Raw genomic sequence first — 25,913 nt, 5'->3', positions numbered from 1 at the left:
CCTCCAGCAAATAATGGAGGAGGTCAAGGGAATACAACGCCACCAGCGACGACACAACCAGATACTGGCGGAAATGCGGGAGAAGTTCCTGCTAATAATGGGCAATAAGAGAAGTTAATAAAAAGTATAAAAAAAGCACTTAAGATTTGTGGAAATTACAAGCTTAAGTGCTTTTTTATCGTTAAAATTAAAATGTCAATTATTGATTTCCTACAGAAAATTACTATAGTAAGCAGTTTATTGGAGATTAGGATTAAATAGTTGTTATTTGAAATCATTAAATATTTTTTTGTTTGAAGTATTATTTTCGTTAAAATGCAGCAGCTATGCAATGATGAATTTAAATGTTAAACGTACCGTAGAAATTTTGGAAGTAAATAGAAGGGAAATGATAAAAAACTTGAGTCTGAGGTAGTGGAGGAAAACTTTGGCTATGAAAAGTGGTGCTACTTGGATGTGTGCCATGATGCCAAAATGATGGGGTAACTTGACCGGGAATTTGATATTGTTGCCAAGTTGCGGGAAGTTCAATTCCTACATCGGAACTAGCCGTATGTACGGCTGGAACGTGTATTTCGGGGGTCGAAGGAACGACGACTGTTACTCTTGAAGATACCCACATAAAATAATCACTCCTAAGTTGTGATAATAAAGTAGTATATTCTTTTCACATATATAAAGGTACATATAGGTAGGACTTTAGGCTAAGGTATACGTATAAAGTTGTAAGACCAATTGAAATGGGTAGTGGACCATTTATTATAAAAAGATACGTCTATTTACGGAGGGCAAAGGGATTAAGAAAATGTAAAATGGAGGTGTTAATTGCAAGAACATACATGTTTATGGAGGAATTTTAATGGAACGATTATGGACGAAATCATTTATTCAAATGACTTTCGCGATGTTATTTCTATTTACAGGATTTTATTTACTTGTACCAACGCTCCCGCTCTTTATTAAAGAGATAGGTGGTAATGAATCGCAAGTAGGACTTATGATGGGAATGTTTACAATAGCTGCAGTTGTAATACGACCGATTATCGGAGGAATGTTAGATCAATATGGTAGAAGATCTTTTATAATTTTCGGACTCATCTTTTTTGGGATAACGATGTATTCTTATAATTTAGCGTCGACCATTATCCTTTTAGCTGTTTTACGTGTTATTCACGGAGTAACATGGGCTGTTTCGACAACAGCTGTTGGAACAGCAATCACTGATATTATTCCAGATTCACGCCGTGGTGAGGGGATGGGTTGGTATGGGATGGCTATGACAATTGCAATGGCAATCGGTCCAATGATTGGATTATCGGTTGTACAACATTATTCATTTCACGGCCTATTCTTGTTAGCAACTGTTTTATCCTTTATGGCAGTCCTTTTATCGTTCATGACGAAAATGCCATTCACACCACAACAAGAAAAAGGGGAAATACAACTGTTTGAAAATTCCGTTCTATCCATTACGATTGTTGTTTTCTTTTTATCATTTGCATATGGAGGGATTACGACATTTTTACCGTTATTTGCATCGTCAATTGATGTGAATCCTGGGACATTCTTTCTTGTATATGCAGTTGCTTTAACAATCGTAAGACCAATTTCAGGGAAACTATTAGATAAGTATGGAGAAGTATTTATTATATTCCCGGCACTATGCGTTACTATTATCGCAATAGTTGTATTATCACTTTCAAATAGTTTAATGGGGATAATTATCGCCGCTACATTATACGGTGTTGGATTCGGTTCAGCGCAGCCGGCATTGCAAGCGGCAATGCTTACAATTGTTGACCCGAGTAAAAGAGGAGTAGCTAACGCTTCGTTCTTTACCGCATTTGATCTAGGGATTGGACTTGGTGCGATTTTACTTGGAGTTGTTTCACAAATGTTTGGTTACCGGATTTTATTTGCAGGTAGTGCAATTTCAGGATTACTTGCTTTCATTATTTTTGTCGTTTTTGTAAAACAGCGATTAGGTAAAAAAGAAGTTGCGTAAACGGAAGTAACAAAAATGAAAATTTCAATTGAACATAACGATTTACAATGGTTAAAGGATAACATATTAATAGTTCAATTCAGCCTGACTATTTTTTAGGGATAGTTTCTGAGAAATCAGATGGGGAAATCGTATCAGTTGAGAAAGAAGACATTCTATTTTGGGGGATGTTTATAATCTTTGGTACTTTAAAAACTATCATTTAGTTGAATGTTACTATGAGGAAACGGAAGAAATTCAATTTAATTATGTAAAATAATAACTTTTTAAAAATAATTAAGTTTTATATAAGAATTATATTGATGAGATAGTGAAATAAATATCATGTAGAAACGAGTTGTATATGTGTACAGCTCGTTTTTTTTATTTTCTTAAGAAAATTGAGAGAATGATATATTTTATGGGATTTTCTGAGTCATCCTTATATTTTGTTTTAATAAGACGCGCAAAGAAGTCTGTCCTTTCTTTATAAAATATGAAAATTATTTTTGAAAAATTGTATTGTTACATCGGTAAAAGTATAGGAAACTTATCATTATAAAATAAATTGAAATCTTCTAAAAACTCTGATACATTGAAATAGAAATGTAGTTTCACAATATTGTAAAGGCTTACAGTTATGTGCACGAAGATCTATTAGGATTGGAGGAAATAATGATGAAAGCTGAAGAAAAATTTTCCCCGGGATTAGATGGTATAGTGGCAGCGGAGACGAAGATCTCGTTTCTTGACACAGTGAAAGGTGAAATTGTAATTCAAGGGTATGATTTAATCGAACTCTCAAAAACAAAAGAGTATTTAGACATTGTGCACCTTTTATTGGAAGAACATCTACCAAATGAGGATGAAAAAGCGAAACTTGAAAAGAAATTAAAAGAAGAATACGCGGTACCAGAAGGTGTATTCAACGTATTAAAGGCATTACCGAAAGAAACGCACCCGATGGATGGATTGCGTACAGGTGTGTCCGCATTAGCTGGTTACGATAATGATATCGAAAACCGATCGTTAGAGGTAAACAAAAGCCGCGGGTACAAATTATTGAGTAAAGTACCAAACATTGTAGCGAATAGCTATCATATTTTAAATAATGAAGACCCAATTCAGCCTCTTAAAGAATTATCATATAGCGCGAATTTCTTCTATATGTTAACAGGTAAAAAACCAACTGAACTTGAGGAGAAGATCTTTGATCGTTCCCTTGTTTTATATAGTGAACATGAAATGCCAAACTCTACATTTACAGCGCGTGTTATTGCATCAACTCAATCCGACTTATATGGTGCTTTAACAGGTGCAGTTGCATCTTTAAAAGGTAGCTTACACGGCGGTGCAAACGAAGCCGTTATGTACATGCTTTTAGAAGCTGGTAATGTTGAGAAGTTTGAAGAGTTGCTACAGAAGAAACTATATAACAAAGAAAAAATTATGGGCTTTGGACATCGTGTGTACATGAAGAAGATGGATCCAAGAGCACTGATGATGAAGGAAGCTTTAAAGCAGTTATGTGATGTAAAAGGTGATTATACACTATATGAAATGTGTGAAGCTGGAGAAAAGATTATGGAGAAGGAAAAAGGAATTTATCCAAATCTTGATTATTATGCAGCTCCAGTATATTGGATGCTTGGTATCCCAATTCAACTTTACACACCAATCTTCTTTAGCTCTAGAACAGTGGGACTATGTGCGCACGTAATTGAGCAACATACGAACAATCGATTGTTCCGTCCACGTGTAAATTACATTGGCGAGCGACATGTAATTAGTAAATAAGAACAACTGGGGAGTTGTTAGCGCCGCCCGCCAGATGGGTGTTTGACCGACACCCATCATTAATAATAACGAATTTTCGACAGAAAGGGAAGAATAGCATGATTAAAACAAATGAAATTAAACAAAAAGATGCATTATTAGAAGAAATTGCGGATTATGTATTAAATAAAGAGGTAACTAGTGCAGAAGCATTCAGTACTGCTCGTTACGTATTACTTGATACGCTTGGATGTGGAATATTAGCATTACAATATCCAGAATGTACGAAATTACTAGGACCAGTTGTTCCAGGAACAATCGTGCCAAATGGTACACGTGTACCAGGTACGTCATATGTACTTGATCCAGTGAAAGGTGCATTTAATATCGGATGTATGATCCGTTGGTTAGATTATAACGATACTTGGCTTGCAGCAGAGTGGGGACATCCATCTGATAACTTAGGCGGAATTTTAGCAGTTGCAGATTATATTAGCCGTGTTCGTATTTCAGAAGGAAAAGAACCATTAAAAGTACGTGAAGTATTAGAAATGATGATTAAAGCACATGAAATTCAAGGTGTACTTGCTTTAGAAAACAGCTTAAACCGTGTTGGTCTTGACCACGTATTATATGTAAAAGTAGCAACAACTGCTGTAGTTGCGAAAATGCTTGGCGGAACACGTGAAGAAATCTTTAATGCATTATCACATGCATGGATTGATAATTCTAGCCTTCGTACATATCGTCATGCACCAAATACTGGCTCACGTAAATCATGGGCAGCGGGTGATGCTACAAGCCGTGGTGTTCATCTTGCAATGACTGCTCTAAAAGGTGAAATGGGTTATCCAACAGCTTTATCTGCACCAGGTTGGGGATTCCAAGATGTGTTATTTAATAAACAAGAATTAAAGTTAGCAAGACCATTAGAGTCATATGTAATGGAAAATGTATTATTTAAAGTTTCATATCCAGCAGAGTTCCATGCACAAACAGCTGCAGAGTGTGCTGTGAAATTACACCCAGAAATTAAAGAAAGATTAGAAGAAATTGATCGTATTACAATTACAACTCATGAATCAGCAATCCGTATTATTGATAAAGAAGGTCCATTAAATAATCCAGCTGATCGTGATCATTGCTTACAATACATTACGGCAATTGGTTTATTAAAAGGAGATATCGTTGCGGACGATTATGAGGATGCAGTAGCAAATGATCCACGTGTAGATGAATTACGTAATAAGATGGTTGTTGTTGAAAACAAACAGTACAGTTTAGATTACCTTGACCCGAACAAGCGCTCAATCGCCAACGCTGTTCAAGTCCATTTCAAAGATGGAACTGTAACAGAAAACGTGGAATGTGAATATCCACTTGGTCACCGTTTCCGTAGAGACGAAGCAATTCCAAAAGTTGTTCAAAAATTCACTGCAAATATGGCAGGTCATTATTCTAGTAAGCAACAAGAACAAATTCATGAAGCTTGTTTAAATGAAGAGAAACTAGAAAATATGAATGTAAACGAATTTGTAGATCTATTCTTAATTTAATAATAGGGGGAATTTAGAATGGCTTGGGTTGTGAATAAACAGTCAACACAAGAGGAGCTTGCGAATCGCTTCCGAGCTTTAGTAGAAGCAAATGAAATTTTGCAAATTCCAGGTGCTCATGATGCAATGGCAGCTTTAGTTGCGAGAAATACAGGATTTTCAGCTCTTTATTTATCAGGAGCTGCTTATACTGCAAGTAAAGGACTACCTGATTTAGGAATCGTGACGTCTACTGAAGTAGCAGAGCGAGCAAGAAATCTAGTAAGAGCTACAGACTTACCAGTTCTTGTTGATATTGATACAGGATTTGGCGGTGTTCTCAACGTAGCGAGAACAGCGGTAGAAATGGTAGAAGCGAAAGTTGCAGCTGTTCAAATTGAAGATCAACAATTACCAAAGAAATGTGGACATTTAAATGGTAAGAAACTCGTTACGACAGAAGAATTAGTTCAAAAGATTAAAGCGATTAAAGAAGTTGCACCAAGCTTATATATTGTAGCACGTACAGATGCTCGTGGTGTAGAAGGCTTAGATGAAGCGATCGAAAGAGCGAATGCCTATGTAAAAGCAGGTGCAGATGCGATATTCCCTGAAGCGCTTCAATCAGAAGAAGAGTTCCGTCTATTTAATAGTAAAGTAAATGCACCTTTACTTGCGAATATGACTGAGTTCGGAAAAACGCCTTATTATAGTGCAGAGGAATTTGCAAATATGGGCTTCCAAATGGTTATTTATCCTGTAACTTCACTTCGCGTTGCAGCGAAAGCATATGAGAATGTGTTTACTTTAATTAAGGAAACAGGTTCTCAAAAAGATGCGCTTTCAAATATGCAAACGAGAAGTGAGTTATATGAAACAATTTCATATCATGACTTTGAAGAACTAGATACTGGAATTGCAAAAACAGTATTATCAGAGGATCAATAGATAAAGTGAAACTTTAATCAGTGGGGGTTTTCTTCATCCCCCACTGATTATTAGTTGAACCAATCGGACTTTTATGGGCAGTTGATCCCCCGCCTAACTTCTTTGCTTTCGCTGAATTTTGAGGCGGGGGTCTTACTGCCCATTAAAGCGGGATAAAACAACTAAGGCGATGAGAATACATCTTTGGCAAAAAGAACTGCTTGATGTGAATATTCATCGCCTTCTGTTTTCAAAAATAAGATATTCCACTCATCGTAGACGAGCATATGTAGTAGAAAATAAGGCCGAAATGATAGGGGGATTCAGATGGAGAAAACGAAGTTACCGTGGGATGAATTTTTTTCACTTAATAAAGATGTGAATCATACTTTCTTTACGCCAGAAGATTTTTCAGGAGATGAAGATTTAATCGCAAAAACGACAGAACAATTCGTTAAACAAGAAATTGTTCCACAAATAGAGAATATTGAACAACATAACTATAAAGTTTCTCGTCAATTATTTGAGAAAGCTGGAGAACTTGGATTGTTAAGTATCGAGGTCCCAGAACAGTACGGTGGATTTGAGTTAGGAAAGGCAGTTTCAGGGCTTGTAGCAGAAAAAATGGGATACGCTGGTGCATTTAGCGTTTCATTTAATATACACGCAGGTGTAGGTACATTGCCTTACATATATTACGGAACGAAAGAACAAAAAGAAAAATATTTGCCGAAAATTGCATCAGGAGAATGGATTGGGGCTTATGCTCTAACTGAGCCGAATGCTGGTTCTGATGCTTTAAGTGCAAAAACGAGTGCAGTATTAAATGAAGAAGGTACTACTTGGAAGTTGAATGGTGAAAAGCAGTGGATTACAAATGCTCATATGGCAGATGTATACGTTGTTTTTGCGAAGACAAATAAAGGAATGACAGCGTTTATTGTCGAAAGAACATGTGAAGGTGTATCCATTGGACTAGAAGAAAAGAAAATGGGGATTAAAGGTTCTTCAACTGCTACCCTTATTTTAGAAGATGTTGTTATTCCTGCAGAAAATGTTTTAGGGGAAGTTGGGAAAGGGCATCACGTAGCTCTTAATATTCTAAACTTCGCTAGACTTAAACTTGCTTTTGGAAATATTGGAACAGCAAAACAAGCAATTGCTTTGTCGGTTCAATATGGAAAAGAGCGAAAACAGTTCCAAACGGAGTTAGTAGATTTTACGATGATTCAAGAGAAAATTGCAAATATGATCATTGCTACATATGGTGCAGAAAGTGCAGCTTATCGTACAGCGGGTGTAATTGATGAAGCAATTCATGAGAGTGATGAAGATCTTATGAAGAAAATGTCTCAATTTGCAATTGAATGTGCACTTAATAAAGTAAATGCTTCTGAAACACTAGGTCATATCGTAGATGAAGCTGTACAAATTCATGGTGGTTACGGTTATATGCAAGAGTACGAGGTAGAACGTTTATATCGTGATGCTAGAATTAGTCGTATTTTTGAAGGAACGAACGAAATTAATAGATTAACAGTTGCCAAAATGTTAATGAAGCAAATGGAACAAATTGAAGATAAAGAAGTAGAGGTTGATGTAGCAAATGTCGAAAGAAACCATCGTTACATTTTATTAGCGAAACAATTGTTGAAACAATCTTTGAAAACGCTCTCTAAAACTCCGGGATTAAAAATTGATCAAGAGCAAGAATATTCACGTGTATTATCAAATATGTTAACGGACGTGTACGTCATGGAATCAGCATTTTTACGTACGAGTAAAGCCATTAGTAAAAATGGTGAAGAGAAAGAGCGTACGAAACAAATGATAACTGACGTTATTTGTGAAGAAGGCTATCGCAAAGTAGAAGAAGCGGCGATTTCTATACTTTCAGCGGCTGTCACAGAAGAACAAGATAGACACGTGATTTTAACTGAAATTCGTCAATTATTAGTGCCTTTATACACGAACGTATTTACAAAAAAGAGAGAAATTGCGAAAGCTATTATAAATCGCGGAAAGTATATTGTGTAAATAGGAGGAAAGCGATATGAAAAAGATTGGTTTTATCGGTTTAGGTAACATGGGTCTTCCGATGTCTAAAAATTTAGTTAAATCAAGTTACACAGTGTATGGCGTGGATTTAAATAAAGAGGCTGAAGCTTCCTTTGAAAATGAAGGAGGTATTATCGGATTATCGATCTCAAAACTAGCAGAAACATGCGATGTGATTTTTACAAGTTTGCCTTCACCTCGCGCTGTTGAAGCGGTATATTTTGGTGAAGAAGGATTATTTGAAAATAGTCACGCGAATGTAGTTTTAATTGATACAAGTACTGTATCTCCACAGTTAAACAAACAGTTAGAGGAAGCTGCGAAGGAAAAGAAAGTAGACTTTTTAGCAGCACCTGTTAGTGGTGGGGTAATTGGAGCCGAAAACCGTACATTAACGTTTATGGTTGGTGGATCAAAAGAGGTATATGACAAAACGGAATCTATCATGGGTGTACTAGGCGCGAACATTTTCCATGTTAGTGAGCAGATTGATAGTGGTACAACTGTAAAATTAATTAATAACCTATTAATTGGTTTTTATACAGCTGGAGTAAGTGAAGCTTTAACATTAGCGAAAAAGAATAATATGGATTTAGATAAAATGTTTGATATTTTAAATGTAAGTTACGGTCAAAGTAGAATTTATGAGCGCAATTATAAAAGTTTCATTGCATCAGAAAACTACGAGCCAGGCTTTACTGTGAATTTATTAAAGAAAGATTTAGGATTTGCAGTAGATTTAGCGAAAGAAAGCGAACTTCACTTACCAGTTAGCGAAATGCTGTTAAATGTATATGAAGAAGCAAGTGAAGCAGGGTATGGTGAAAACGATATGGCTGCTTTATATAAGAAAGTTAGTGAGCAATTAATTTCTAATCAAAAATAATAGACTTATAAACATCATAAAAAAGGAGAGAATATAATGATTACAACTGAAATTAAAAGAGTAAAAAATCATATTAATGGTGAGTGGGTAGAATCTACTGGTACAGAAGTAGAAGCAGTTCCAAATCCGGCAACTGGAAAAATTATCGCTTACGTTCCGCTATCTCCGAGAGAAGATGTTGAAAAAGCTGTTGAAGCGGCAAAAGCAGCATACGAAACATGGTCTAAAGTACCAGTTCCGAACCGTTCAAGACAATTGTATAAATATTTACAGCTTCTACAAGAAAACAAAGAAGAGCTTGCAAAAATCATTACGCTTGAAAATGGTAAAACATTAACGGATGCAACTGGTGAAGTACAGCGTGGTATTGAAGCAGTAGAACTTGCAACATCTGCACCAAATTTAATGATGGGACAAGCTCTACCGAATATTGCTAGCGGCATTGATGGATCAATTTGGCGCTATCCAATTGGAGTTGTTGCTGGTATTACGCCATTTAACTTCCCAATGATGATTCCATTATGGATGTTCCCACTTGCAATTGCTTGCGGTAATACATTTGTATTAAAAACATCTGAAAGAACGCCACTTTTAGCAGAGCGACTTGTAGAGTTATTCTATGAAGCTGGTTTTCCAAAAGGAGTATTAAATTTAGTACAAGGCGGAAAAGATGTTGTAAATAGCATTTTAGAAAATAAAGATATTCAAGCTGTTTCGTTCGTTGGATCTGAACCTGTAGCTCGTTACGTTTATGAAACAGGTACGAAACACGGGAAACGTGTACAAGCGTTAGCTGGTGCGAAAAACCATGCGATTGTAATGCCAGATTGCAATCTTGAGAAAACAGTACAAGGTGTAATTGGATCTGCATTCGCAAGTAGTGGAGAGCGCTGCATGGCATGTTCAGTAGTAGCGGTAGTAGATGAAATTGCTGATGAATTTATCGACGTATTAGTAGCAGAGACGAAGAAGTTAAAAGTAGGTGATGGTTTCCATGAAGATAATTATGTTGGACCATTAATTCGTGAATCTCATAAAGAGCGTGTACTAGGCTATATTAATAGCGGTGTAGCAGATGGAGCTACTTTATTAGTAGATGGCCGCAAAATTAAGGAAGAAGTTGGAGAAGGTTACTTTGTAGGTGCGACAATCTTTGACGGTGTAAATCAAGAAATGAAAATTTGGCAAGATGAAATTTTCGCTCCAGTATTAAGCATTGTAAGAGTTAAAGATTTAGAAGAAGGTATTAAACTGACAAATCAATCTAAATTTGCAAATGGAGCGGTTATTTATACGTCAAATGGTAAGCATGCACAAACGTTCCGTGATAACATCGATGCTGGTATGATCGGTGTAAACGTAAACGTTCCAGCACCAATGGCATTCTTCGCATTTGCAGGAAATAAAGCTTCATTCTTTGGTGATTTAGGTACAAATGGTACAGATGGTGTACAATTCTATACACGTAAAAAAGTTGTAACTGAGCGCTGGTTTTAATAAAGAGTAGACAGCCAAATCGCTTATTAAATGAAAACCACCACTAAGAATAGTGGTGGTTTTCATTTTGTTAATTATTTTTTTCAAAAGCTAGTTTAATACCAAAACCAATTAAGACGATTCCTGTTAACCCTTGAATATAACGTTGCGTCTTCGGTTTTTTCATAAAAGCACTAATTTTATCGATTAAAAATATATAAAAAGCGAACCAAATAACTGTTAAAACGAGGTAAGTAAGGCCCATTACGAGAAGCTGGATAAACGTATTATGATTTGGATTTAAAAATTGCGGTAAAAAGGTTAAAAAGAAGACTGCAACTTTCGGGTTTAATAAATTTGTAAGAAATCCTTGACGAAAGCAAGAAGAGTGTTCGTCTTCATGATTTAAAGGTATATCGGCTGTATCAACACTTTCTTTATTTCTTATTGCTAAAAGGGCTTTAATACCAATATAAATTAAATATAGAGCTCCAACGTACTTGAAAATAGAGAATAAAAGAGCTGACTTTACAATAAGTGCGGATAGTCCGATTACTGCTGCTAACGTATGAATTAAAAGTGCAATACATGTGCCGAACACTGTTTTTACTCCACCCATCTTACCGGCAACTAATGTGTTTTTCGTGGCCATTGCTGTATCTGGACCAGGTAAAATAATAAGACAAATAGACATAATGATGAAAAGAAAGAAATTTTCAATCATAGTCGCTCCTCCTTTTTATTTTTAGAATATTTGATTAAAAATAGTGTAGCACATATTTCGATTTAATAAAATTAAATTTTATTAAAAATTATTAAATGAGAAAGAGGCTATATAGTCGCGTAATTACACGACTATATAGCCTCAGATTTATCCTGTATGAACGGGATGCGCCACACTTATTAAAGTTTCACTTTATGCATTAAGTAAGTTAAAGAATCGATTTACATCTTCTTCTGAAACATCACTTAACTGCTTATATTTATAATTCGGATTTTGATCTTTATCAACGACAACAGAGCGTACTCCTTCGAAGAAATCTGCATGTCTCATGAAATTTTTAGCAAGTACAAGGTCGGTAGCAAAACATTCTTCAACGGACTTATCTTGTCCATCAATAAACTGTTTTAATGTTACTTTTAACGAAATAGGGGATTTTGATAATAGCGTTTCTTTCGTTTTTAAAGCAAAGGAACCTTGATCTTTCTCCAATGATTGGATGATTTCTTCAATTGTATCGAATGAAAAGTGTGAATTCATTTCTTCTAATGTAGGAGCAAGTTCGCTTTCTAAGCTTGGAGCAGTTGCAAATGTATGAATGACTTCTTTTAAATTAGTATGTACATCATCTTCTTTATGCCAATTTACACTTTCAAGTTCAGTAAGGAAATTTGGTAATGAATCAGATGTCATAAAGTAATCAGCAGCGTTTATAAATAATACGTCAGCAGCTTTTAAAATAGATGCCGTTAAAGCAACATAGCGGCCAGCAAACCCTGGAGCTTTATTTAAGAAATAAGCAGCACCGACATCTGGGAAGAAGCCAATATTCATCTCTGGCATTGCCCATTTCGTACGCTCAGTTACAATTCGATATTTCGCACCATTTGTAAGACCGACACCACCGCCCATTACAATTCCATCTAAACAAGCGATGATTGGTTTTTTATATTGATAAATATATGTATCAATTTCATACTCTTCTTCAAAAAAACGTTCCGCATGCTGTAATGCAGCTTCATTTGAACGTGCTTCGTAAAGAGTTTTAATGTCGCCGCCTGCACAAAAACCTTTTGTACCAGTTCCTTTTAATACGATAAGCACAATCCGCTCGTCATTTTCCCATTCTTTCAGTTTTTGCCCAATTGGTTGTAACATGTCATAAGATAAAGAATTAAGTGCTTTTGGGCGGTTTAAAGTAATTGATGCAACTCCGTTTTCACTAACAGAAAATAAAACGTGTTCAGTCATAATTCATCCTCCCTTACATATCTTCTTATTCTTAATTCTTGATACGTACTGAAATGTCCTTTATAAACTTTGTCTAAAGTTGGCGATACATGTTAATTTACCCAACGCATATTTTGACGAGTTATATTTGCAGGATTTCGGAGGTTGAAAATGAATATTACAACATTACTGTAATTGTAATTATTTGAATTTAACATGATAAACACGCTATTATATAGGTGTAAATTGTATATAATCACTTCAAAAAGGATATTTGAAATGATTATGATGTAAGAAAAATTGCTTTTCATTAGTAGAAATAGAGAAAGGAGAAATCGGAATGCCAGGACCTTTACTGTTGTCGGTGATTATTTTGTCTTCTTTAATGATAGGGATAACTCAGTTTTTTCATCATACAGATACGACAGAGGAAGTGAAGGATAAAGTACGTCTCGTATTTCCGATTTTTATCATATCTATTTCTTTTTGTATTCTATTAAATAAGGATGGATACATTGTCGCTGTATTTTCATTTTTTGTAGCGATCGTTTTAATTACAGTTTTATATTATGTAATGAAAGACTTTATACAAAAATAAAGATGTCATATGAGACATTTTTATTTTTGAAACGAATAAAATTTCACATACCGTATTATATGTAAAACATAAAAAAACATATAGCAATAGAAAAGTATGTACTTTACCGTGTATGTACTTGTCAATCTTGCATAGCCAATATACTATTAATAGTGTAGAGATTAGAAAAAGGGGTTGTATCTATCATGAAATTTGAGATGCACACAAAAATTATTTCAAATGAAAAAGAAGTAAGATTACATATAGTAGAAAACATATTTCAATTAAAATTGGATGGTTATCACTTATTTACAGTTCAAGAAATATTACCTTTATATAAATCGAATGAAGAAAGAATTGGTAGTGCAATGATACAAAAGTTAGAGTGGGAGAACGGAAAAACTACTATAAACTATCAACTCGTATCACTAAAATCAGTAAATTAAAAGGAGCAGGACAATATGAAGTTATTTCATACAGCGGATTGGCATTTGGGAAAGCTTGTTCATGGCGTGTATATGACTGAAGATCAAAAAATTGTATTAGATCAGTTTGTACAAGCTGTTGAAGAAGAAAAACCAGATGCCGTAATTATTGCAGGCGATTTATACGACCGAGCAATTCCACCAACAGAAGCAGTAGACTTATTAAATGATGTGTTACAAAAAATAGTGATTGATTTACAAACACCAGTTATTGCGGTTGCAGGTAACCATGATAGTCCAGATCGTATTCATTTTGGTAGTAGTTTAATGAAGAAACAAGGATTATTTATTGTGGGACAATTTCAATTTCCATATGAGTCAATTATATTACATGATGAACATGGTGAGGTTCACTTCCATCTCGTTCCATATGCTGATCCAAGCATAGTTAGACATGTACTTAAAAATGAAGACGTACGTTCTCATGATGATGCGATGCGTATTTTTATGAATGAGCTTTCTGAAACGATGGATAAAGAAGCTAGACATATATTTGTAGGTCATGCATTTGTAACTTCTGCGGGAGAAGCAGAGGAGAATACAAGTGATGCAGAACGACCGCTTTCAATTGGTGGTGCTGAATACGTAAATAGTCATTATTTTGATAAGTTTCATTACACAGCGCTTGGACATTTACATCAAGCGCATTTCGTACGTAATGAGACAATTCGATATTCAGGTTCGCCACTTGCATATTCTATTTCTGAAGAAAAACATAAAAAAGGATATTATATTGTGGAACTGGACGAGCAAGGTGAAGTAACAATTGAAAAAAGGTTACTTACACCACGCCGTAAAATGCGAACAGTAGAAGCAAAAATAGATGAATTATTACAACATCCAATAAGTGAAGATTACGTGTTTGTAAAATTATTAGATGAAAATCCTGTCTTACAGCCAATGGAAAAAATACGCTCTGTATATCCAAATGCAATGCATGTTGAAAGGTCAATTCAAAGACGAGAGTTCACAGAGTCTAATGAAGTAACTGTTTCAAGGCATAAAACGGATGATTTATCGTTATTAAAGGCTTTTTATAAAGAAATGAAAGGCTTAGATTTATCAGAAGAGAAAGAACGTCTATTTGTAGAAGTACTACAAACAGTGCAAGAACGGGAAGGTGAACGAGGATGAGACCGATTCAGCTAATTATGACAGCATTTGGACCATATAAACAGAAAGAAGTAATCGATTTTAACGATCTTGGAGATCATCGTATTTTCGCTATTTCTGGGAATACAGGAGCTGGAAAGACAACGATTTTTGATGCGATTTGTTATGTGTTATATGGTGAGGCAAGCGGCGAAGAACGTAGTGATACGAGCATGCTACGCAGTCAATTTGCTGATGATGATATGTATACTAGTGTAGAACTAACCTTTCAGCTAAAAGGGAAACGTTATGAAATAAAACGACAACTTGGACATAAAAAACAAGGGAACAAGACGATTACAGGACATGCAGTAGAATTATATGAAGTGATTGGTGAAGAGAAGGTTCCAGCCGTTGATCGTTTTCATGTAACGGATGTAAATAAAAAAGTGGAAGATTTAATTGGTTTAAGTAAACATCAATTTAGCCAAATTGTTATGTTACCGCAAGGGGAATTCCGAAAACTATTAACATCTGAGACAGAAAACAAAGAAGAAATTTTGCGTCGTATTTTTAAAACGGATCGTTATAAGTTAATGCGTGAATTACTCGATCAAAAACGAAAACAATGGAAAGACGTTTTACAAGAAAAACAGAAAGAGCGAGAGTTATACTTCCGTAATGTTTTTAAATTACCAATCCGAGATGGATCATTATTAGAGACATTAGTGGAACAAGAACATGTAAATACGCATCAAGTAGTAGAAGCATTAGAACAAGAAACAGATGTGTATAAGGCAGAAGTTGAGCAATTACAAGTAGAACAAGAAGTTCAAACGAAGCAATTAAAAGATGCTGAAACACGTTTTCATGCAGCGAAATCTGTAAATGAGAAATTTATAGATTTAGAACAAAAGAATGAGAAATATAATACTTTACAAGAAAACCGTACAGTTATTGAAATGAAAGAAACATCTTTTAAACGTGCGGAACAAGCGAAGCGCTTATTACCATTTGAACAATGGTACGAAGAAGCAATACAAAATGAGCAGAAAGCTGAAACTTTGTTAAAACAGATAATCGCTAAAAAAGAAAATATAACGAATAGCTTTGAATTAGCTCAGAAGAAATATGAAGCAATAAAGAATAAAGAACCTGAGAGAGAAGATGCAAAAAAACTTGTTCAAAGATTAGAAGAGTTACAACCGATTATTGCATCATTAGCTGAGAAACAGTTGCATTTACAAAATGCAGAAATTCAAATTGGGAAATTAAAAGAAGGTATGCACAACTTAGAGCGACAATTAGACGAGCATACAAATCAAAAACAGCTAATGTCTGGTGAATTGCAGCAATTAGAACGAGCACTTGAGCAATATGTAGATAAAGTAGAAGAACTAACGAATATGCGAGAAGATGCAAAAGTTTTAAAGCAAGCATATGATGTTTGGCAAGAAAAACAAAAATTCGAGCAAGAAAAAGAAGCGGCATATAATAAGAGGCAAGTGGCAGTGAACGCATATGAAAATATGGAACGCCGCTGGTTAAGTGAACAAGCTGGAATATTAGCACTTCATTTACATAATGGTGAATCTTGTCCAGTATGTGGTAGTACGAACCATCCGAAAAAGGCTACAGAACAAAGTGATGCGATCGATGAAAAAGAGTTAAATGATTTAAGAGACAAGAAGAATACCGCTGAAAAATTACATGTACAATTAGAGGAGAAATGGAATTTCTATCATCTTCAATATGAGCAAGTAATAGAAGAAATTAAAAAGCGAGGCTATCGCTCGGAAGAATTAGCTGAAACATATAGTGCGCTTGTTCAAAAGGGAAAACAATTAGTAACTGAAGTAAATACGTTAAAAGCAAGCGAAGAAACACGTAAGCAAACTGCTGTGAATATAAAAAGCGTAGAAGAAAAAGTAGATGTACTTCAGAAGCAAAAGCGTGAGGTAGAAACAGAGCAGCACCGTATAGAAATGGAGTGTATGCAGCTTCGTACGTCATATGAACATGATAAGAAAAATATTCCTGAAAACTTACAAACAGTCCAAGCTTGGAAAGTGCAGTTTGACCAAGCTATGCATGAACTCAGATTAATGGAGGACGAATGGAAGAAAGTGCAGGAAGCGTATCAACATTGGCAAAATGAAAATATACGAATTCAAGCAGAACAGGAAAGTGCTTCTAATCAATTTGAAAGTGCAAAATTGAAGAAAGAAGAGACTTTCACGCGCTTTATGAAAGAGCTTGAGCAGAGCGGATTTACAGATCAATCTACGTATAAAGAAGCTAAATTAAATGATATTGAGATGGAGCTGTTACAAAAAGAAATTCAAAGCTATTATTCATCTCTTGAAGTACTGGCAAAACAAATTGAAGAGTTACATGCTGAATTAAAAGATAAAGAGTATATGGATATTACAGCGTTAGGTGAACACATAACAGAATTACAAATTAATCTCGATATCATTAAAGAAAAACGTCAACGCGCGCAAAATGCGGTAACATATATTTCTGATTTACATGAAAATATTAGACGTATTGATGAGCAAATTCATGAGGAAGAAAAAGCGTTCCAAGAACTTGTTGATTTATATGAAGTAATGAAAGGTGATAACGAAAGCCGTATATCATTTGAACGTTACATCTTAATTGAGTATTTAGAACAAATTGTTCAAATTGCAAACGAACGATTACGTAAATTATCAAATGGACAATTTTATTTAAAACGAAGTGAACGAGTTGAAAAGAGAAATCGTCAAAGTGGATTAGGATTAGATGTATACGACGCATACACTGGTCAAACACGCGATGTAAAAACATTATCTGGCGGCGAGAAATTTAATGCATCGCTTTGCTTAGCGCTTGGAATGGCAGACGTCATTCAATCGTATGAAGGTGGGATTTCCATCGAAACGATGTTTATCGACGAAGGATTCGGTTCACTAGATGAGGAATCATTAACAAAAGCGGTAGACGCCTTAATTGACTTACAAAAATCAGGCCGATTTATCGGTGTTATTTCACACGTTCAAGAGCTGAAAAACGCAATGCCAGCTGTATTAGAAGTAACGAAGCAGAAGGATGGGTGTAGTCAGACGAGGTTTGTGGTGAAGTAAGTTCAATTGTAATTCATACTTAAAGCATTGTTTGCGAGTTTCTAGTATAGAACTTATGATAAAACAAATGCCACCTCTTTATAGAGGTGGCATTTGTTTGTTATTCTTAGGAGTTATCAGTAGAAGGCGGTGTATTTTCCAATCGATTATAAGTTTTAAAGGCCGAAATTGCCGAGATAACACCACCGACTAAAAATAAAGCTGATCCACCGACCAAAATGATACGACTGACATATGTTTCGCGCGCTTCTTCAACTTCTTCTTGTAACATTGTTGGCATTTGAATTCCTCCTAAACAACATTTATTTTGTAGATAGTATATACAAATGCCTAAAATATGTTAAAATCACTGGATAGTGTTATGAGGAAGTATATAGTTAGATGTGAATTGTTTGAAAAATCTTCATTATAAATATATGCTAACTTCACATAGAGCACATATTAACATTGTATTATGTATATGTACCAAATAAATAAAGTGAATTGTATTTCATTCTGTTTTTAAAAATTTAAAATTCTATTATTTTTATATAAAGGTTTCTCGTCGGAGTTTTAAATATTTTGGAAATAGATATAAATAAGAGAAATTCACATAAAAGGGGAATGTCTTATGACAACATATACGAGTGAAATGAGAAAAAGTTTAGTTTCAGAAGAAGATGTAGATATTTTAAAAATTATGGCGCACCCAATCCGATTACAAATTGTAAATGAATTAAGTACGAGAAAAACTTGTAATGTAACGCAATTAACAGAATTACTAAATATTCCACAATCGACTGTTTCGCAACATTTATCAAAAATGAAAGGTAAAGTGTTACGAGCTGAGAGAAGGGGCTTAGAAATTTATTATCACATTAATAATTTAAAAGCGAGTAAGATTGTAAGTGTTTTAGGATATATAAACTAATGAAGTATTTTCATATAAAATAGCCGCTGCTGGTAAGCAGGGGCTATTTTTTGTTGTTTTATGTATTCTTATTTAAAATTTTATAGTTTTTATGATTTACAATTGTTCGATCAAATTCAAAAGTACCACCGCTTACATCTGTAATTTCAACTAAGACCGATTCAGTATATAGTTTTAGTACAGATCCTGTAATCTTTAAATTATTTCGGTGAAAAAGTATAGTATCCCCTACGTTTGCTTTCATAGTACCTCCTTATTAAAGACAGAATTATTTTTTTATTATATATATTAAACCACGTATAGATATATTAGTGAATATTTAGTTTTGTTTATCAATAAAAAATTTTTTGTTTTATAAAAAATAAAATGCATCGTAGTGTAAAAATAGTTTTTTTAGTTGTATAGGAAAATCAAAATTTTGTAATCTAGCCATGATATAACTTGAGACATAATTTTTATAAAAGAAGATGGTAAAACAGCTGTAAGTCGTATGGATGTGAAACATGATAATAGCTATTTACGTATTTAATAATTCGTTTTTTGTATTTCGTCCTTCGTATTCTGTAACTGATTCCATATTTTTGACGCTCTATCTTGTAAGTGCTTACATAAGTGGTAACATCTTATACAATGAAGGTGTTAAATCAAAAGAGGTGGTCAATATGAACATAAAAAAAGTAAATTTAGCGAACAGCATTGAAATAGAAAGAGGAGGCGAAAAGGTATGAAAAAATCAAATGTTAATCCATGGCTAGTTGTACTTGGCACAGTCATCGTACAAATGGGGCTTGGAACAATATATACATGGAGTTTATTCAATCAGCCTTTAGTTAGTAAATACGGTTGGAGTCTTAACGCAGTTGCTATAACTTTCTCAATTACTAGTCTTTCCTTAGCATTTTCAACTTTATTTGCAAGTAAATTGCAAGAAAAATGGGGACTTCGTAAACTTATTATGATAGCTGGACTAGCATTAGGGCTAGGGTTAGTACTTAGCTCACAAGCTTCCTCATTAATATTGCTGTATGTACTAGCGGGAGTTGTTGTAGGTTATGCAGATGGTACAGCGTATATCACTTCATTATCCAATTTAATAAAGTGGTTTCCAAAGCGTAAAGGTTTAATTGCTGGTATTTCTGTTTCTGCATATGGTTCAGGTAGCTTAATCTTTAAATACGTTAATGCACAGTTAATTGAATCAGTTGGAGTATCACAAGCATTTATATACTGGGGTTTAATTGTTACAGCTATGATTGTCCTTGGAGCTTGTTTAATCCATCAAGCTGCAGATCAAGGTGCAGTTCATGAGACAAAAACTCACGAATATACAACGAAAGAAATGCTAGGCACAAAACAAGTATACTTATTATTTATTATGTTATTTACATCATGTATGAGTGGCTTATACTTAATTGGTATGGTAAAAGATATTGGTGTTCAACTTGTAGGACTTAGCGCAGCAACAGCAGCTAATGCGGTGGCTATGGTTGCAATCTTCAATACATTAGGTCGTATTATTCTAGGACCGTTATCAGATAAAATCGGTCGTTTAAAAATCGTTACTGGTACTTTTGTTGTTATGGCAAGTTCAGTCTTAGTTCTAAGTTTTGTAGATTTAAATTACGGTATCTACTTCGTATGTGTAGCAAGTGTAGCGTTTTGCTTTGGTGGAAATATTACGATTTTCCCAGCTATCGTTGGTGATTTCTACGGTATGAAAAACCATAGTAAGAACTATGGAATTGTGTATCAAGGATTTGGATTTGGAGCGCTTGCAGGTTCCTTTATCGGTGCGCTTCTAGGTGGATTCAAACCAACATTCATGGTGATCGGCATATTATGTGTCGTATCATTTATTATCGCAATTTTAATTCAAGCACCTAAACAGAATAAAGAACAAGAAGAAGACTATCGCAGTGTAGCATAAGTATATAAATCTTCTTTAGCTCTTTGATTAGAAAAAGCACCCTATTAAATAGGGTGCTTTTTTATGAATAACAACTTGTGGAATTTTCTTGAGGCAAAAAGCGAGTAAAGTATTCATTTGGATTATATTGGAATATTGAAAAGTGATACATTATATTCGAACTACTTATTAAATCTTAAATTATAAACACGATATACATTGGTAATTGCAAGATATACTTTCTCGATATTTTCAGAAAAATGTTGAGAAAGTATATACTCGATTTTTTGGTAAGGCTTTGTAAATGAGGGTATCTATAGTTTATCTTCTTTAATTTTACAAAGAGGAGTAGGAATTAAATGTTTAATGTACGTGTTTATTACTACTTTTAGATGTAATTGCATTGAGAAGTACTAAAATGTTTTATCTGAAAAATAAAAATAGGTTGACAAGTTTATTGAGAAAGATTATCATTTCGGTGTAAGAATATTAAATGAAAAACATTATCAATGAATAATATTTTGATGGAAAGTACACTTGACCAATTAGTTTAGTAAGTGTATTATTTTTTACATTGATAATGATAATCGTTATCAAATTTGGTTAATTAGATTAATTTTCAAGTGAAAGGATAGAGGAAATGAACTTAGGGGAATTTGTTGGAAAAACGGTTTTAGTAACAGGTGCAGCCCGAGGTATAGGTAGTGTTGTTGCCAAAATGTTTTTAGAAAGAGGAGCTACAGTTATTGCGGTTGATCAAAATGAAGAGGGGTTAAATGTTCTCTTAAATGAAAATGAATTAAAGGAAACACACCTGAAAACGTTTCGTTTAGATGTGAGTGATAGTACCGCTGTTGAAAATATGGTAAACGGTATTGAAAATGATATAGCGCCGATAGATATATTAGTAAATGTTGCAGGGGTTTTACGTATGGGAGCAATTCACTCTTTAAGTGATGAAGATTGGAATAAAACATTCTCTGTAAATGCTACAGGCGTTTTCTATATGTCCCGAGCGGTAAGTAAACGTATGATGCAAAGAAAGTCAGGGGCAATTGTTACAGTTGGTTCAAATGCAGCAAATACCCCGAGAATGGAGATGGCTGCGTATGCGGCATCCAAAGCTGCAACGACGATGTTTATGAAGTGTTTAGGATTAGAACTTGCAGCATATAACATTCGCTGTAACTTAGTTTCTCCAGGTTCAACTGAAACTGAAATGCAAAGGTTACTATGGGCTGATGAGAATGGCGCAAAAAATATAATAGCAGGTACTCAAAGTACATATAGACTCGGTATACCGTTACAAAAAATTGCACAGCCTTCAGAAATTGCCGAAGCGGTATTGTTTTTAGCTTCTGATAAAGCAAGTCACATTACAATGCACAATTTATGTGTCGATGGCGGAGCTACATTAGGCGTTTAATAAAAAATAGGGGGCTACTATACTATGAATGAACTTACGGCTGTAAAGGAACTGTCAGAACAATTATTAGAAGATTATAAAACTGAATCTTCGTTCTTTTTCGCTTCACCAACTCGAACGATATTGACAGAAGGAGAGTGTACTACAGTAAAACATCGTGAAATTGAAAGTTTTCCAGAACTAGTACAGGCAGTATTACGTAATGCAAAACAAGCTGAAAATCCGAATCCTATCGTTGTGGGTGCTTTGCCATTTGATCGTAGAAAAGAAGTTCAACTTATCGTACCAGAATATTGCAGAATATCTGAACGATTACAATTAGATACAACAAATCAGCTTGAAACAAATGAGAACTTAACATTTGAAATGACGCCTGTACCAGGTCCTGAAGTGTATATGAATGGTGTGAAGCAAGGAATTGAAAAAATACAAGACGGTGATTTAAAGAAAATCGTTCTATCAAGATCGTTAGATGTTAAATCTTCCGAAAAGATTGATAAGCAAAAGCTCCTTCGAGAATTAGCAGAGCATAATAAGCACGGTTATACATTTGCTGTTAATTTACCGAAAGATGAAAACGAGAATAGTAAGACATTAATTGGAGCAAGTCCTGAGTTACTCGTTTCACGTAATGGCATGCAAGTTATTTCTAATCCGTTAGCTGGTTCAAGACCGCGTAGTGATGATCCAGTTGAAGATAAAAGAAGAGCAGAGGAATTACTTTCTTCTCCAAAAGATTTACATGAACATGCGGTAGTAGTAGAAGCGGTAGCTGCTGCGCTTCGTCCATACTGTAAAACATTACATGTTCCAGAAAAACCATCCGTGATTCATAGTGAAGCGATGTGGCATTTGTCTACTGAAGTGAAAGGTGAACTAAAGGATCCGAATACTACTTCTTTGGAATTAGCAATTGCACTTCATCCTACGCCAGCAGTTTGCGGAACGCCAATGGAAGAAGCGAGAGAGGCGATTCAAAAAATTGAGCCATTTGACCGTGAATTTTTTACAGGAATGCTAGGGTGGAGCGATTTAAATGGAGATGGTGAATGGATTGTTACAATTCGTTGTGCTGAAGTGCAAGAAAATACACTTCGACTATTTGCAGGAGCGGGAGTTGTTGCTGAGTCAAAACCAGAAGATGAGTTAGCAGAAACGTCAGCTAAATTCCAAACGATGCTGAAAGCTTTAGGTTTGAATGATAGCTCATTGAATGAAGATTAGGGGGGAGAAAGAATGCTAATAGGTTATACAAAATGGCCAAAAGAATTTGCCGATCACTATCGAGAGGAAGGGTGTTGGCTTGGTGAAACATTTGGCGGGGTCTTAAGAGAGCGTGCTGAAAAATATGGAGATCAAATTGCGGTTGTAAGTGGTAATACGCATATAACGTATAGTGAGCTTGATAAAAAAGTAGATCGCTTAGCGTCAGGTTTACTGAATTTAGGAATAAAACAAGAGGATCGAGTTGTAATCCAATTACCTAACGTTATCGAGTTTTTCGAAATATGTTTTGCGCTATTTCGAATTGGAGCACTTCCTGTCTTTGCCCTACCTTCACATCGAAGCAGTGAAATTAGTTATTTTTGTGAGTTTGGTGAGGCGAGTGCTTACGTTATTTCAGATAAGGCTCTCGGCTTTGATTATCGAAAACTAGCAAGAGAAGTGAAAGAGAAAGTGTCAACTTTACAACATGTAATTGTAGTGGGAGAAGAAGAAGAGTTTGTGAACATAAGTGATCTGTATATAGATTCTATTCCATTACCAGACGTTCAGCCAAGTGATGTTGCGTTTCTCCAATTGTCAGGAGGGACAACAGGACTTTCTAAATTAATTCCTAGAACACATGATGACTATATTTATAGCTTACGTGTTAGCGCTGAAATTTGTAATTTGAATACGGATAGCGTCTATATGGCAGTTCTTCCAGTAGCGCACAATTACCCGATGAGTTCTCCAGGGACATTTGGAACTTTCTATGCAGGCGGAAAAGTAGTGCTAGCAACTGGAGGTAGTCCAGACGAGGCATTTGCTCTAATAGAAAAAGAAAAAGTTACGATTACTGCTCTCGTTCCGCCATTAGCAATGATCTGGCTTGATGCTGCATCTTCTCGTAATAACGATTTATCGAGCCTAGAAGTGATTCAGGTTGGTGGTGCGAAATTTGGCGCCGAAGTTGCAAAGCGTATACGCCCTACATTTGGATGTACGTTACAGCAAGTGTTCGGTATGGCAGAAGGTTTAGTAAATTACACAAGATTAAATGATCCAGAAGAAATCATCATTCATACACAAGGTAGACCGATGTCTACATACGACGAAGTAAGGGTTGTTGATGAAAATGATAACGATGTAAAAGTTGGTGAAGTAGGAAGTTTATTAACAAGAGGACCATATACAATTCGAGGCTATTATAAAGCAGAAGAGCATAATGCACGGTCATTTACAAAGGATGGATTTTATCGCACAGGAGATCTTGTGAAAGTAAATGAACAAGGTTACATCATTGTAGAAGGTAGGGATAAAGATCAAATTAACCGTGGTGGTGAGAAAGTTGCTGCGGAAGAGGTTGAAAATCATCTATTAGCACATGATGCAGTACATGATGTTGCAATTGTATCAATGCCTGACGATTATTTAGGGGAACGTACTTGTGCATTTGTTATAGCTCGCGGACAAGCTCCGACAATAAGTGAATTAAAAATGTTTTTAAGAGAACGCGGTATAGCAGCTTATAAGATTCCGGATCGAATTGAATTTATTGAATCATTCCCGCAAACAGGTGTTGGAAAGGTAAGCAAAAAAGAGTTACGTAAAGTCATTGCTGAAAAACTTATTACAGTAAAACGATAAAAAATATAAAAATTGGAAGGAAGTGATTAGATGGCTATCCCATCTATTTCAGTATACAAAATGCCAGTTGAATCAGAACTACCAAAAAATAAAGTGAACTGGACGCCAGATCCGAAACGAGCGGTTCTTCTAATCCATGACATGCAAGAATATTTTCTTGATGCCTATAGCGATAAAGAGTCACCGAAAGTAGAACTCATTTCAAATATTAAGGTGATAAGAGAAAAATGTAAGGAACTTGGTATACCAGTTGTTTATACTGCACAACCAGGTGGACAAACATTGGAACAACGAGGGTTATTACAAGACTTCTGGGGTGAGGGTATTCCTGCTGGACCAGATAAAAAGAAAATTGTTGATGAACTTACTCCTGATGAGAATGATATATTCTTAACAAAATGGAGATATAGTGCATTTAAAAAGACAAATCTATTAGAAATTTTAAATGAACAGGGAAGAGATCAACTTATTATTTGCGGTATTTATGCGCATATTGGCTGCCTTTTAACAGCTTGTGAAGCGTTTATGGATGGTATAGAGCCGTTCTTTGTAGCAGATGCAGTGGCGGATTTTTCATTAGAGCATCATAAACAAGCATTAGAGTATGCATCTAATAGATGTGCAGTGACGACATCAACCAACTTACTATTAAAAGAGTTACAAAATGTAAAAGGCGATAAGAGTGAAGTGATCACTTTACAGGAAGTACATGAACTAGTTGCACAATTACTTCGTGAACCAGTAGAAAGTATTGAGACTGATGAAGATTTATTAAATAGAGGACTTGATTCGGTCAGAATTATGAGTTTAGTAGAGAAGTGGCGTCGCGAAGGAAAAGAAATCACTTTTGCGGATTTAGCAGAGAACCCAAGCGTTGTTGATTGGTACCGCTTATTATCTCCGCAAACAGAAAATGTACTTTAATATAGACTACATAATAAAG

Annotated in this window: 22 protein-coding genes and 1 pseudogene; 18 read left to right on the top strand and 5 right to left on the bottom strand. The window is 35.1% G+C overall.

The genetic code is table 11. The features are described 5' to 3' along the window. Window positions 1-340: 340 nt before the first annotated feature. Entirely contained in the window at window positions 341-622 is a 282-nt protein-coding gene (locus MR113_RS09645) for a hypothetical protein (protein WP_242253843.1), read from the bottom strand. A gap of 237 nt (window positions 623-859) precedes the next feature. On the opposite strand from MR113_RS09645, the gene MR113_RS09640 reads away from it, so the two are divergent. From MR113_RS09640 to MR113_RS09605, 8 genes and pseudogenes are all read left to right on the top strand, one after another. Next, window positions 860-2,005, top strand: a complete 1,146-nt coding sequence (locus MR113_RS09640) for an MFS transporter (protein ID WP_242253840.1) — start codon at window positions 860-862, stop codon at window positions 2,003-2,005. A gap of 15 nt (window positions 2,006-2,020) precedes the next feature. Continuing rightward, window positions 2,021-2,264 (top strand): annotated as a pseudogene (locus MR113_RS09635) (HesB/YadR/YfhF family protein). A gap of 395 nt (window positions 2,265-2,659) precedes the next feature. After that, the gene (mmgD, locus tag MR113_RS09630; protein ID WP_242253839.1) at window positions 2,660-3,781 is read left to right on the top strand and encodes a citrate synthase; all 1,122 of its coding nucleotides are present in this window, start codon (window positions 2,660-2,662) and stop codon (window positions 3,779-3,781) included. 98 nt (window positions 3,782-3,879) lie between these two features. After that, window positions 3,880-5,316 carry a 2-methylcitrate dehydratase gene (prpD, locus tag MR113_RS09625; RefSeq protein ID WP_000598119.1) on the top strand — a complete coding sequence of 479 codons (1,437 nt, stop codon included), beginning with the start codon at window positions 3,880-3,882 and terminating at the stop codon, window positions 5,314-5,316. Window positions 5,317-5,334: 18 nt separating this feature from the next. Continuing rightward, the gene (prpB, locus tag MR113_RS09620; RefSeq protein ID WP_242253838.1) at window positions 5,335-6,243 is read left to right on the top strand and encodes a methylisocitrate lyase; all 909 of its coding nucleotides are present in this window, start codon (window positions 5,335-5,337) and stop codon (window positions 6,241-6,243) included. A 306-nt stretch (window positions 6,244-6,549) separates the two neighbouring features. Next, window positions 6,550-8,259, top strand: a complete 1,710-nt coding sequence (locus MR113_RS09615; RefSeq protein WP_242253837.1) for an acyl-CoA dehydrogenase family protein — start codon at window positions 6,550-6,552, stop codon at window positions 8,257-8,259. A 16-nt stretch (window positions 8,260-8,275) separates the two neighbouring features. Further along, window positions 8,276-9,166 (top strand): NAD(P)-dependent oxidoreductase, encoded by an 891-nt coding sequence (locus tag MR113_RS09610; RefSeq protein WP_242253836.1) that lies wholly within the window; start codon window positions 8,276-8,278, stop codon window positions 9,164-9,166. Between the two features lie 36 nt (window positions 9,167-9,202). Further along, a complete protein-coding gene (locus tag MR113_RS09605; RefSeq protein WP_242253835.1) occupies window positions 9,203-10,663 on the top strand; it encodes a CoA-acylating methylmalonate-semialdehyde dehydrogenase in 1,461 nt (486 codons plus the stop codon). A 70-nt stretch (window positions 10,664-10,733) separates the two neighbouring features. On the opposite strand, the gene MR113_RS09600 is transcribed toward MR113_RS09605, so the two are convergent. After that, complete coding sequence (locus tag MR113_RS09600) at window positions 10,734-11,366, bottom strand: LysE family translocator (protein ID WP_242253832.1); 633 nt, start codon at window positions 11,364-11,366, stop codon at window positions 10,734-10,736. Window positions 11,367-11,558: 192 nt separating this feature from the next. Then, window positions 11,559-12,614 (bottom strand): enoyl-CoA hydratase/isomerase family protein, encoded by a 1,056-nt coding sequence (locus MR113_RS09595; RefSeq protein ID WP_242253829.1) that lies wholly within the window; start codon window positions 12,612-12,614, stop codon window positions 11,559-11,561. A gap of 319 nt (window positions 12,615-12,933) precedes the next feature. Between MR113_RS09595 and MR113_RS09590 the strand changes: the two genes are divergently transcribed. The 4 genes from MR113_RS09590 to MR113_RS09575 all read left to right on the top strand — a co-directional run bounded on the left by MR113_RS09590 (window position 12,934) and on the right by MR113_RS09575 (window position 17,875). Next, the gene (locus MR113_RS09590; RefSeq protein WP_001119406.1) at window positions 12,934-13,191 is read left to right on the top strand and encodes a hypothetical protein; all 258 of its coding nucleotides are present in this window, start codon (window positions 12,934-12,936) and stop codon (window positions 13,189-13,191) included. Window positions 13,192-13,376: 185 nt separating this feature from the next. Then, window positions 13,377-13,616 carry a DUF2584 family protein gene (locus tag MR113_RS09585; RefSeq protein WP_242253827.1) on the top strand — a complete coding sequence of 80 codons (240 nt, stop codon included), beginning with the start codon at window positions 13,377-13,379 and terminating at the stop codon, window positions 13,614-13,616. A gap of 15 nt (window positions 13,617-13,631) precedes the next feature. Next, window positions 13,632-14,789, top strand: a complete 1,158-nt coding sequence (locus MR113_RS09580) for an exonuclease SbcCD subunit D (protein WP_242253825.1) — start codon at window positions 13,632-13,634, stop codon at window positions 14,787-14,789. Beyond that, window positions 14,786-17,875: an AAA family ATPase gene (locus tag MR113_RS09575; protein WP_242253823.1), complete on the top strand. Its 3,090-nt coding sequence runs from the start codon at window positions 14,786-14,788 to the stop codon at window positions 17,873-17,875. The genes MR113_RS09580 and MR113_RS09575 overlap by 4 nt, the downstream gene beginning before the upstream one ends. Before the next feature lie 106 nt (window positions 17,876-17,981). Here MR113_RS09575 and MR113_RS09570 read toward each other — a convergent pair whose 3' ends face one another. Beyond that, window positions 17,982-18,155, bottom strand: a complete 174-nt coding sequence (locus tag MR113_RS09570; RefSeq protein WP_001142748.1) for a hypothetical protein — start codon at window positions 18,153-18,155, stop codon at window positions 17,982-17,984. A 330-nt stretch (window positions 18,156-18,485) separates the two neighbouring features. On the opposite strand from MR113_RS09570, the gene MR113_RS09565 reads away from it, so the two are divergent. Continuing rightward, window positions 18,486-18,785, top strand: coding sequence for an ArsR/SmtB family transcription factor (locus MR113_RS09565; RefSeq protein ID WP_000214798.1), 300 nt, complete (start codon window positions 18,486-18,488; stop codon window positions 18,783-18,785). A 58-nt stretch (window positions 18,786-18,843) separates the two neighbouring features. On the opposite strand, the gene MR113_RS09560 is transcribed toward MR113_RS09565, so the two are convergent. Beyond that, window positions 18,844-19,029: a YkvS family protein gene (locus MR113_RS09560; RefSeq protein ID WP_242253821.1), complete on the bottom strand. Its 186-nt coding sequence runs from the start codon at window positions 19,027-19,029 to the stop codon at window positions 18,844-18,846. Between the two features lie 480 nt (window positions 19,030-19,509). On the opposite strand from MR113_RS09560, the gene MR113_RS09555 reads away from it, so the two are divergent. The 5 genes from MR113_RS09555 (at window position 19,510) to MR113_RS09535 (ending at window position 25,894) form a co-directional block, all read left to right on the top strand. Beyond that, window positions 19,510-20,712 (top strand): L-lactate MFS transporter, encoded by a 1,203-nt coding sequence (locus MR113_RS09555; protein WP_242253819.1) that lies wholly within the window; start codon window positions 19,510-19,512, stop codon window positions 20,710-20,712. 619 nt (window positions 20,713-21,331) lie between these two features. After that, the gene (dhbA, locus tag MR113_RS09550) at window positions 21,332-22,117 is read left to right on the top strand and encodes a 2,3-dihydro-2,3-dihydroxybenzoate dehydrogenase (RefSeq protein WP_242253817.1); all 786 of its coding nucleotides are present in this window, start codon (window positions 21,332-21,334) and stop codon (window positions 22,115-22,117) included. A gap of 24 nt (window positions 22,118-22,141) precedes the next feature. Beyond that, complete coding sequence (gene dhbC, locus MR113_RS09545) at window positions 22,142-23,341, top strand: isochorismate synthase DhbC (protein ID WP_242253815.1); 1,200 nt, start codon at window positions 22,142-22,144, stop codon at window positions 23,339-23,341. A gap of 12 nt (window positions 23,342-23,353) precedes the next feature. After that, a complete protein-coding gene (locus tag MR113_RS09540) occupies window positions 23,354-24,970 on the top strand; it encodes a (2,3-dihydroxybenzoyl)adenylate synthase (RefSeq protein ID WP_242253813.1) in 1,617 nt (538 codons plus the stop codon). 30 nt (window positions 24,971-25,000) lie between these two features. Next, a complete protein-coding gene (locus MR113_RS09535; protein WP_242253811.1) occupies window positions 25,001-25,894 on the top strand; it encodes an isochorismatase family protein in 894 nt (297 codons plus the stop codon). Window positions 25,895-25,913: the final 19 nt, after the last annotated feature.

This window comes from Bacillus cereus group sp. BfR-BA-01379 (assembly GCF_022663605.1).
GTDB lineage: Bacteria > Bacillota > Bacilli > Bacillales > Bacillaceae_G > Bacillus_A > Bacillus_A mobilis.
The sequence above is the reverse complement of the archived record's forward strand: the minus strand, read 5'-3'. Positions and strand labels throughout refer to the sequence as shown.

Bases quoted from the DNA above. Each gene is read 5' to 3' on its own strand.
- MR113_RS09645 (WP_242253843.1), bottom strand. From the start codon at position 622: ATGTGGGTATCTTCAAGAGTAACAGTCGTCGTTCCTTCGACCCCCGAA.
- MR113_RS09640 (WP_242253840.1), top strand. From the start codon at position 860: ATGGAACGATTATGGACGAAATCATTTATTCAAATGACTTTCGCGATG.
- mmgD (WP_242253839.1), top strand. From the start codon at position 2,660: ATGATGAAAGCTGAAGAAAAATTTTCCCCGGGATTAGATGGTATAGTG.
- prpD (WP_000598119.1), top strand. From the start codon at position 3,880: ATGATTAAAACAAATGAAATTAAACAAAAAGATGCATTATTAGAAGAA.
- prpB (WP_242253838.1), top strand. From the start codon at position 5,335: ATGGCTTGGGTTGTGAATAAACAGTCAACACAAGAGGAGCTTGCGAAT.
- MR113_RS09615 (WP_242253837.1), top strand. From the start codon at position 6,550: ATGGAGAAAACGAAGTTACCGTGGGATGAATTTTTTTCACTTAATAAA.
- MR113_RS09610 (WP_242253836.1), top strand. From the start codon at position 8,276: ATGAAAAAGATTGGTTTTATCGGTTTAGGTAACATGGGTCTTCCGATG.
- MR113_RS09605 (WP_242253835.1), top strand. From the start codon at position 9,203: ATGATTACAACTGAAATTAAAAGAGTAAAAAATCATATTAATGGTGAG.
- MR113_RS09600 (WP_242253832.1), bottom strand. From the start codon at position 11,366: ATGATTGAAAATTTCTTTCTTTTCATCATTATGTCTATTTGTCTTATT.
- MR113_RS09595 (WP_242253829.1), bottom strand. From the start codon at position 12,614: ATGACTGAACACGTTTTATTTTCTGTTAGTGAAAACGGAGTTGCATCA.
- MR113_RS09590 (WP_001119406.1), top strand. From the start codon at position 12,934: ATGCCAGGACCTTTACTGTTGTCGGTGATTATTTTGTCTTCTTTAATG.
- MR113_RS09585 (WP_242253827.1), top strand. From the start codon at position 13,377: ATGAAATTTGAGATGCACACAAAAATTATTTCAAATGAAAAAGAAGTA.
- MR113_RS09580 (WP_242253825.1), top strand. From the start codon at position 13,632: ATGAAGTTATTTCATACAGCGGATTGGCATTTGGGAAAGCTTGTTCAT.
- MR113_RS09575 (WP_242253823.1), top strand. From the start codon at position 14,786: ATGAGACCGATTCAGCTAATTATGACAGCATTTGGACCATATAAACAG.
- MR113_RS09570 (WP_001142748.1), bottom strand. From the start codon at position 18,155: ATGCCAACAATGTTACAAGAAGAAGTTGAAGAAGCGCGCGAAACATAT.
- MR113_RS09565 (WP_000214798.1), top strand. From the start codon at position 18,486: ATGACAACATATACGAGTGAAATGAGAAAAAGTTTAGTTTCAGAAGAA.
- MR113_RS09560 (WP_242253821.1), bottom strand. From the start codon at position 19,029: ATGAAAGCAAACGTAGGGGATACTATACTTTTTCACCGAAATAATTTA.
- MR113_RS09555 (WP_242253819.1), top strand. From the start codon at position 19,510: ATGAAAAAATCAAATGTTAATCCATGGCTAGTTGTACTTGGCACAGTC.
- dhbA (WP_242253817.1), top strand. From the start codon at position 21,332: ATGAACTTAGGGGAATTTGTTGGAAAAACGGTTTTAGTAACAGGTGCA.
- dhbC (WP_242253815.1), top strand. From the start codon at position 22,142: ATGAATGAACTTACGGCTGTAAAGGAACTGTCAGAACAATTATTAGAA.
- MR113_RS09540 (WP_242253813.1), top strand. From the start codon at position 23,354: ATGCTAATAGGTTATACAAAATGGCCAAAAGAATTTGCCGATCACTAT.
- MR113_RS09535 (WP_242253811.1), top strand. From the start codon at position 25,001: ATGGCTATCCCATCTATTTCAGTATACAAAATGCCAGTTGAATCAGAA.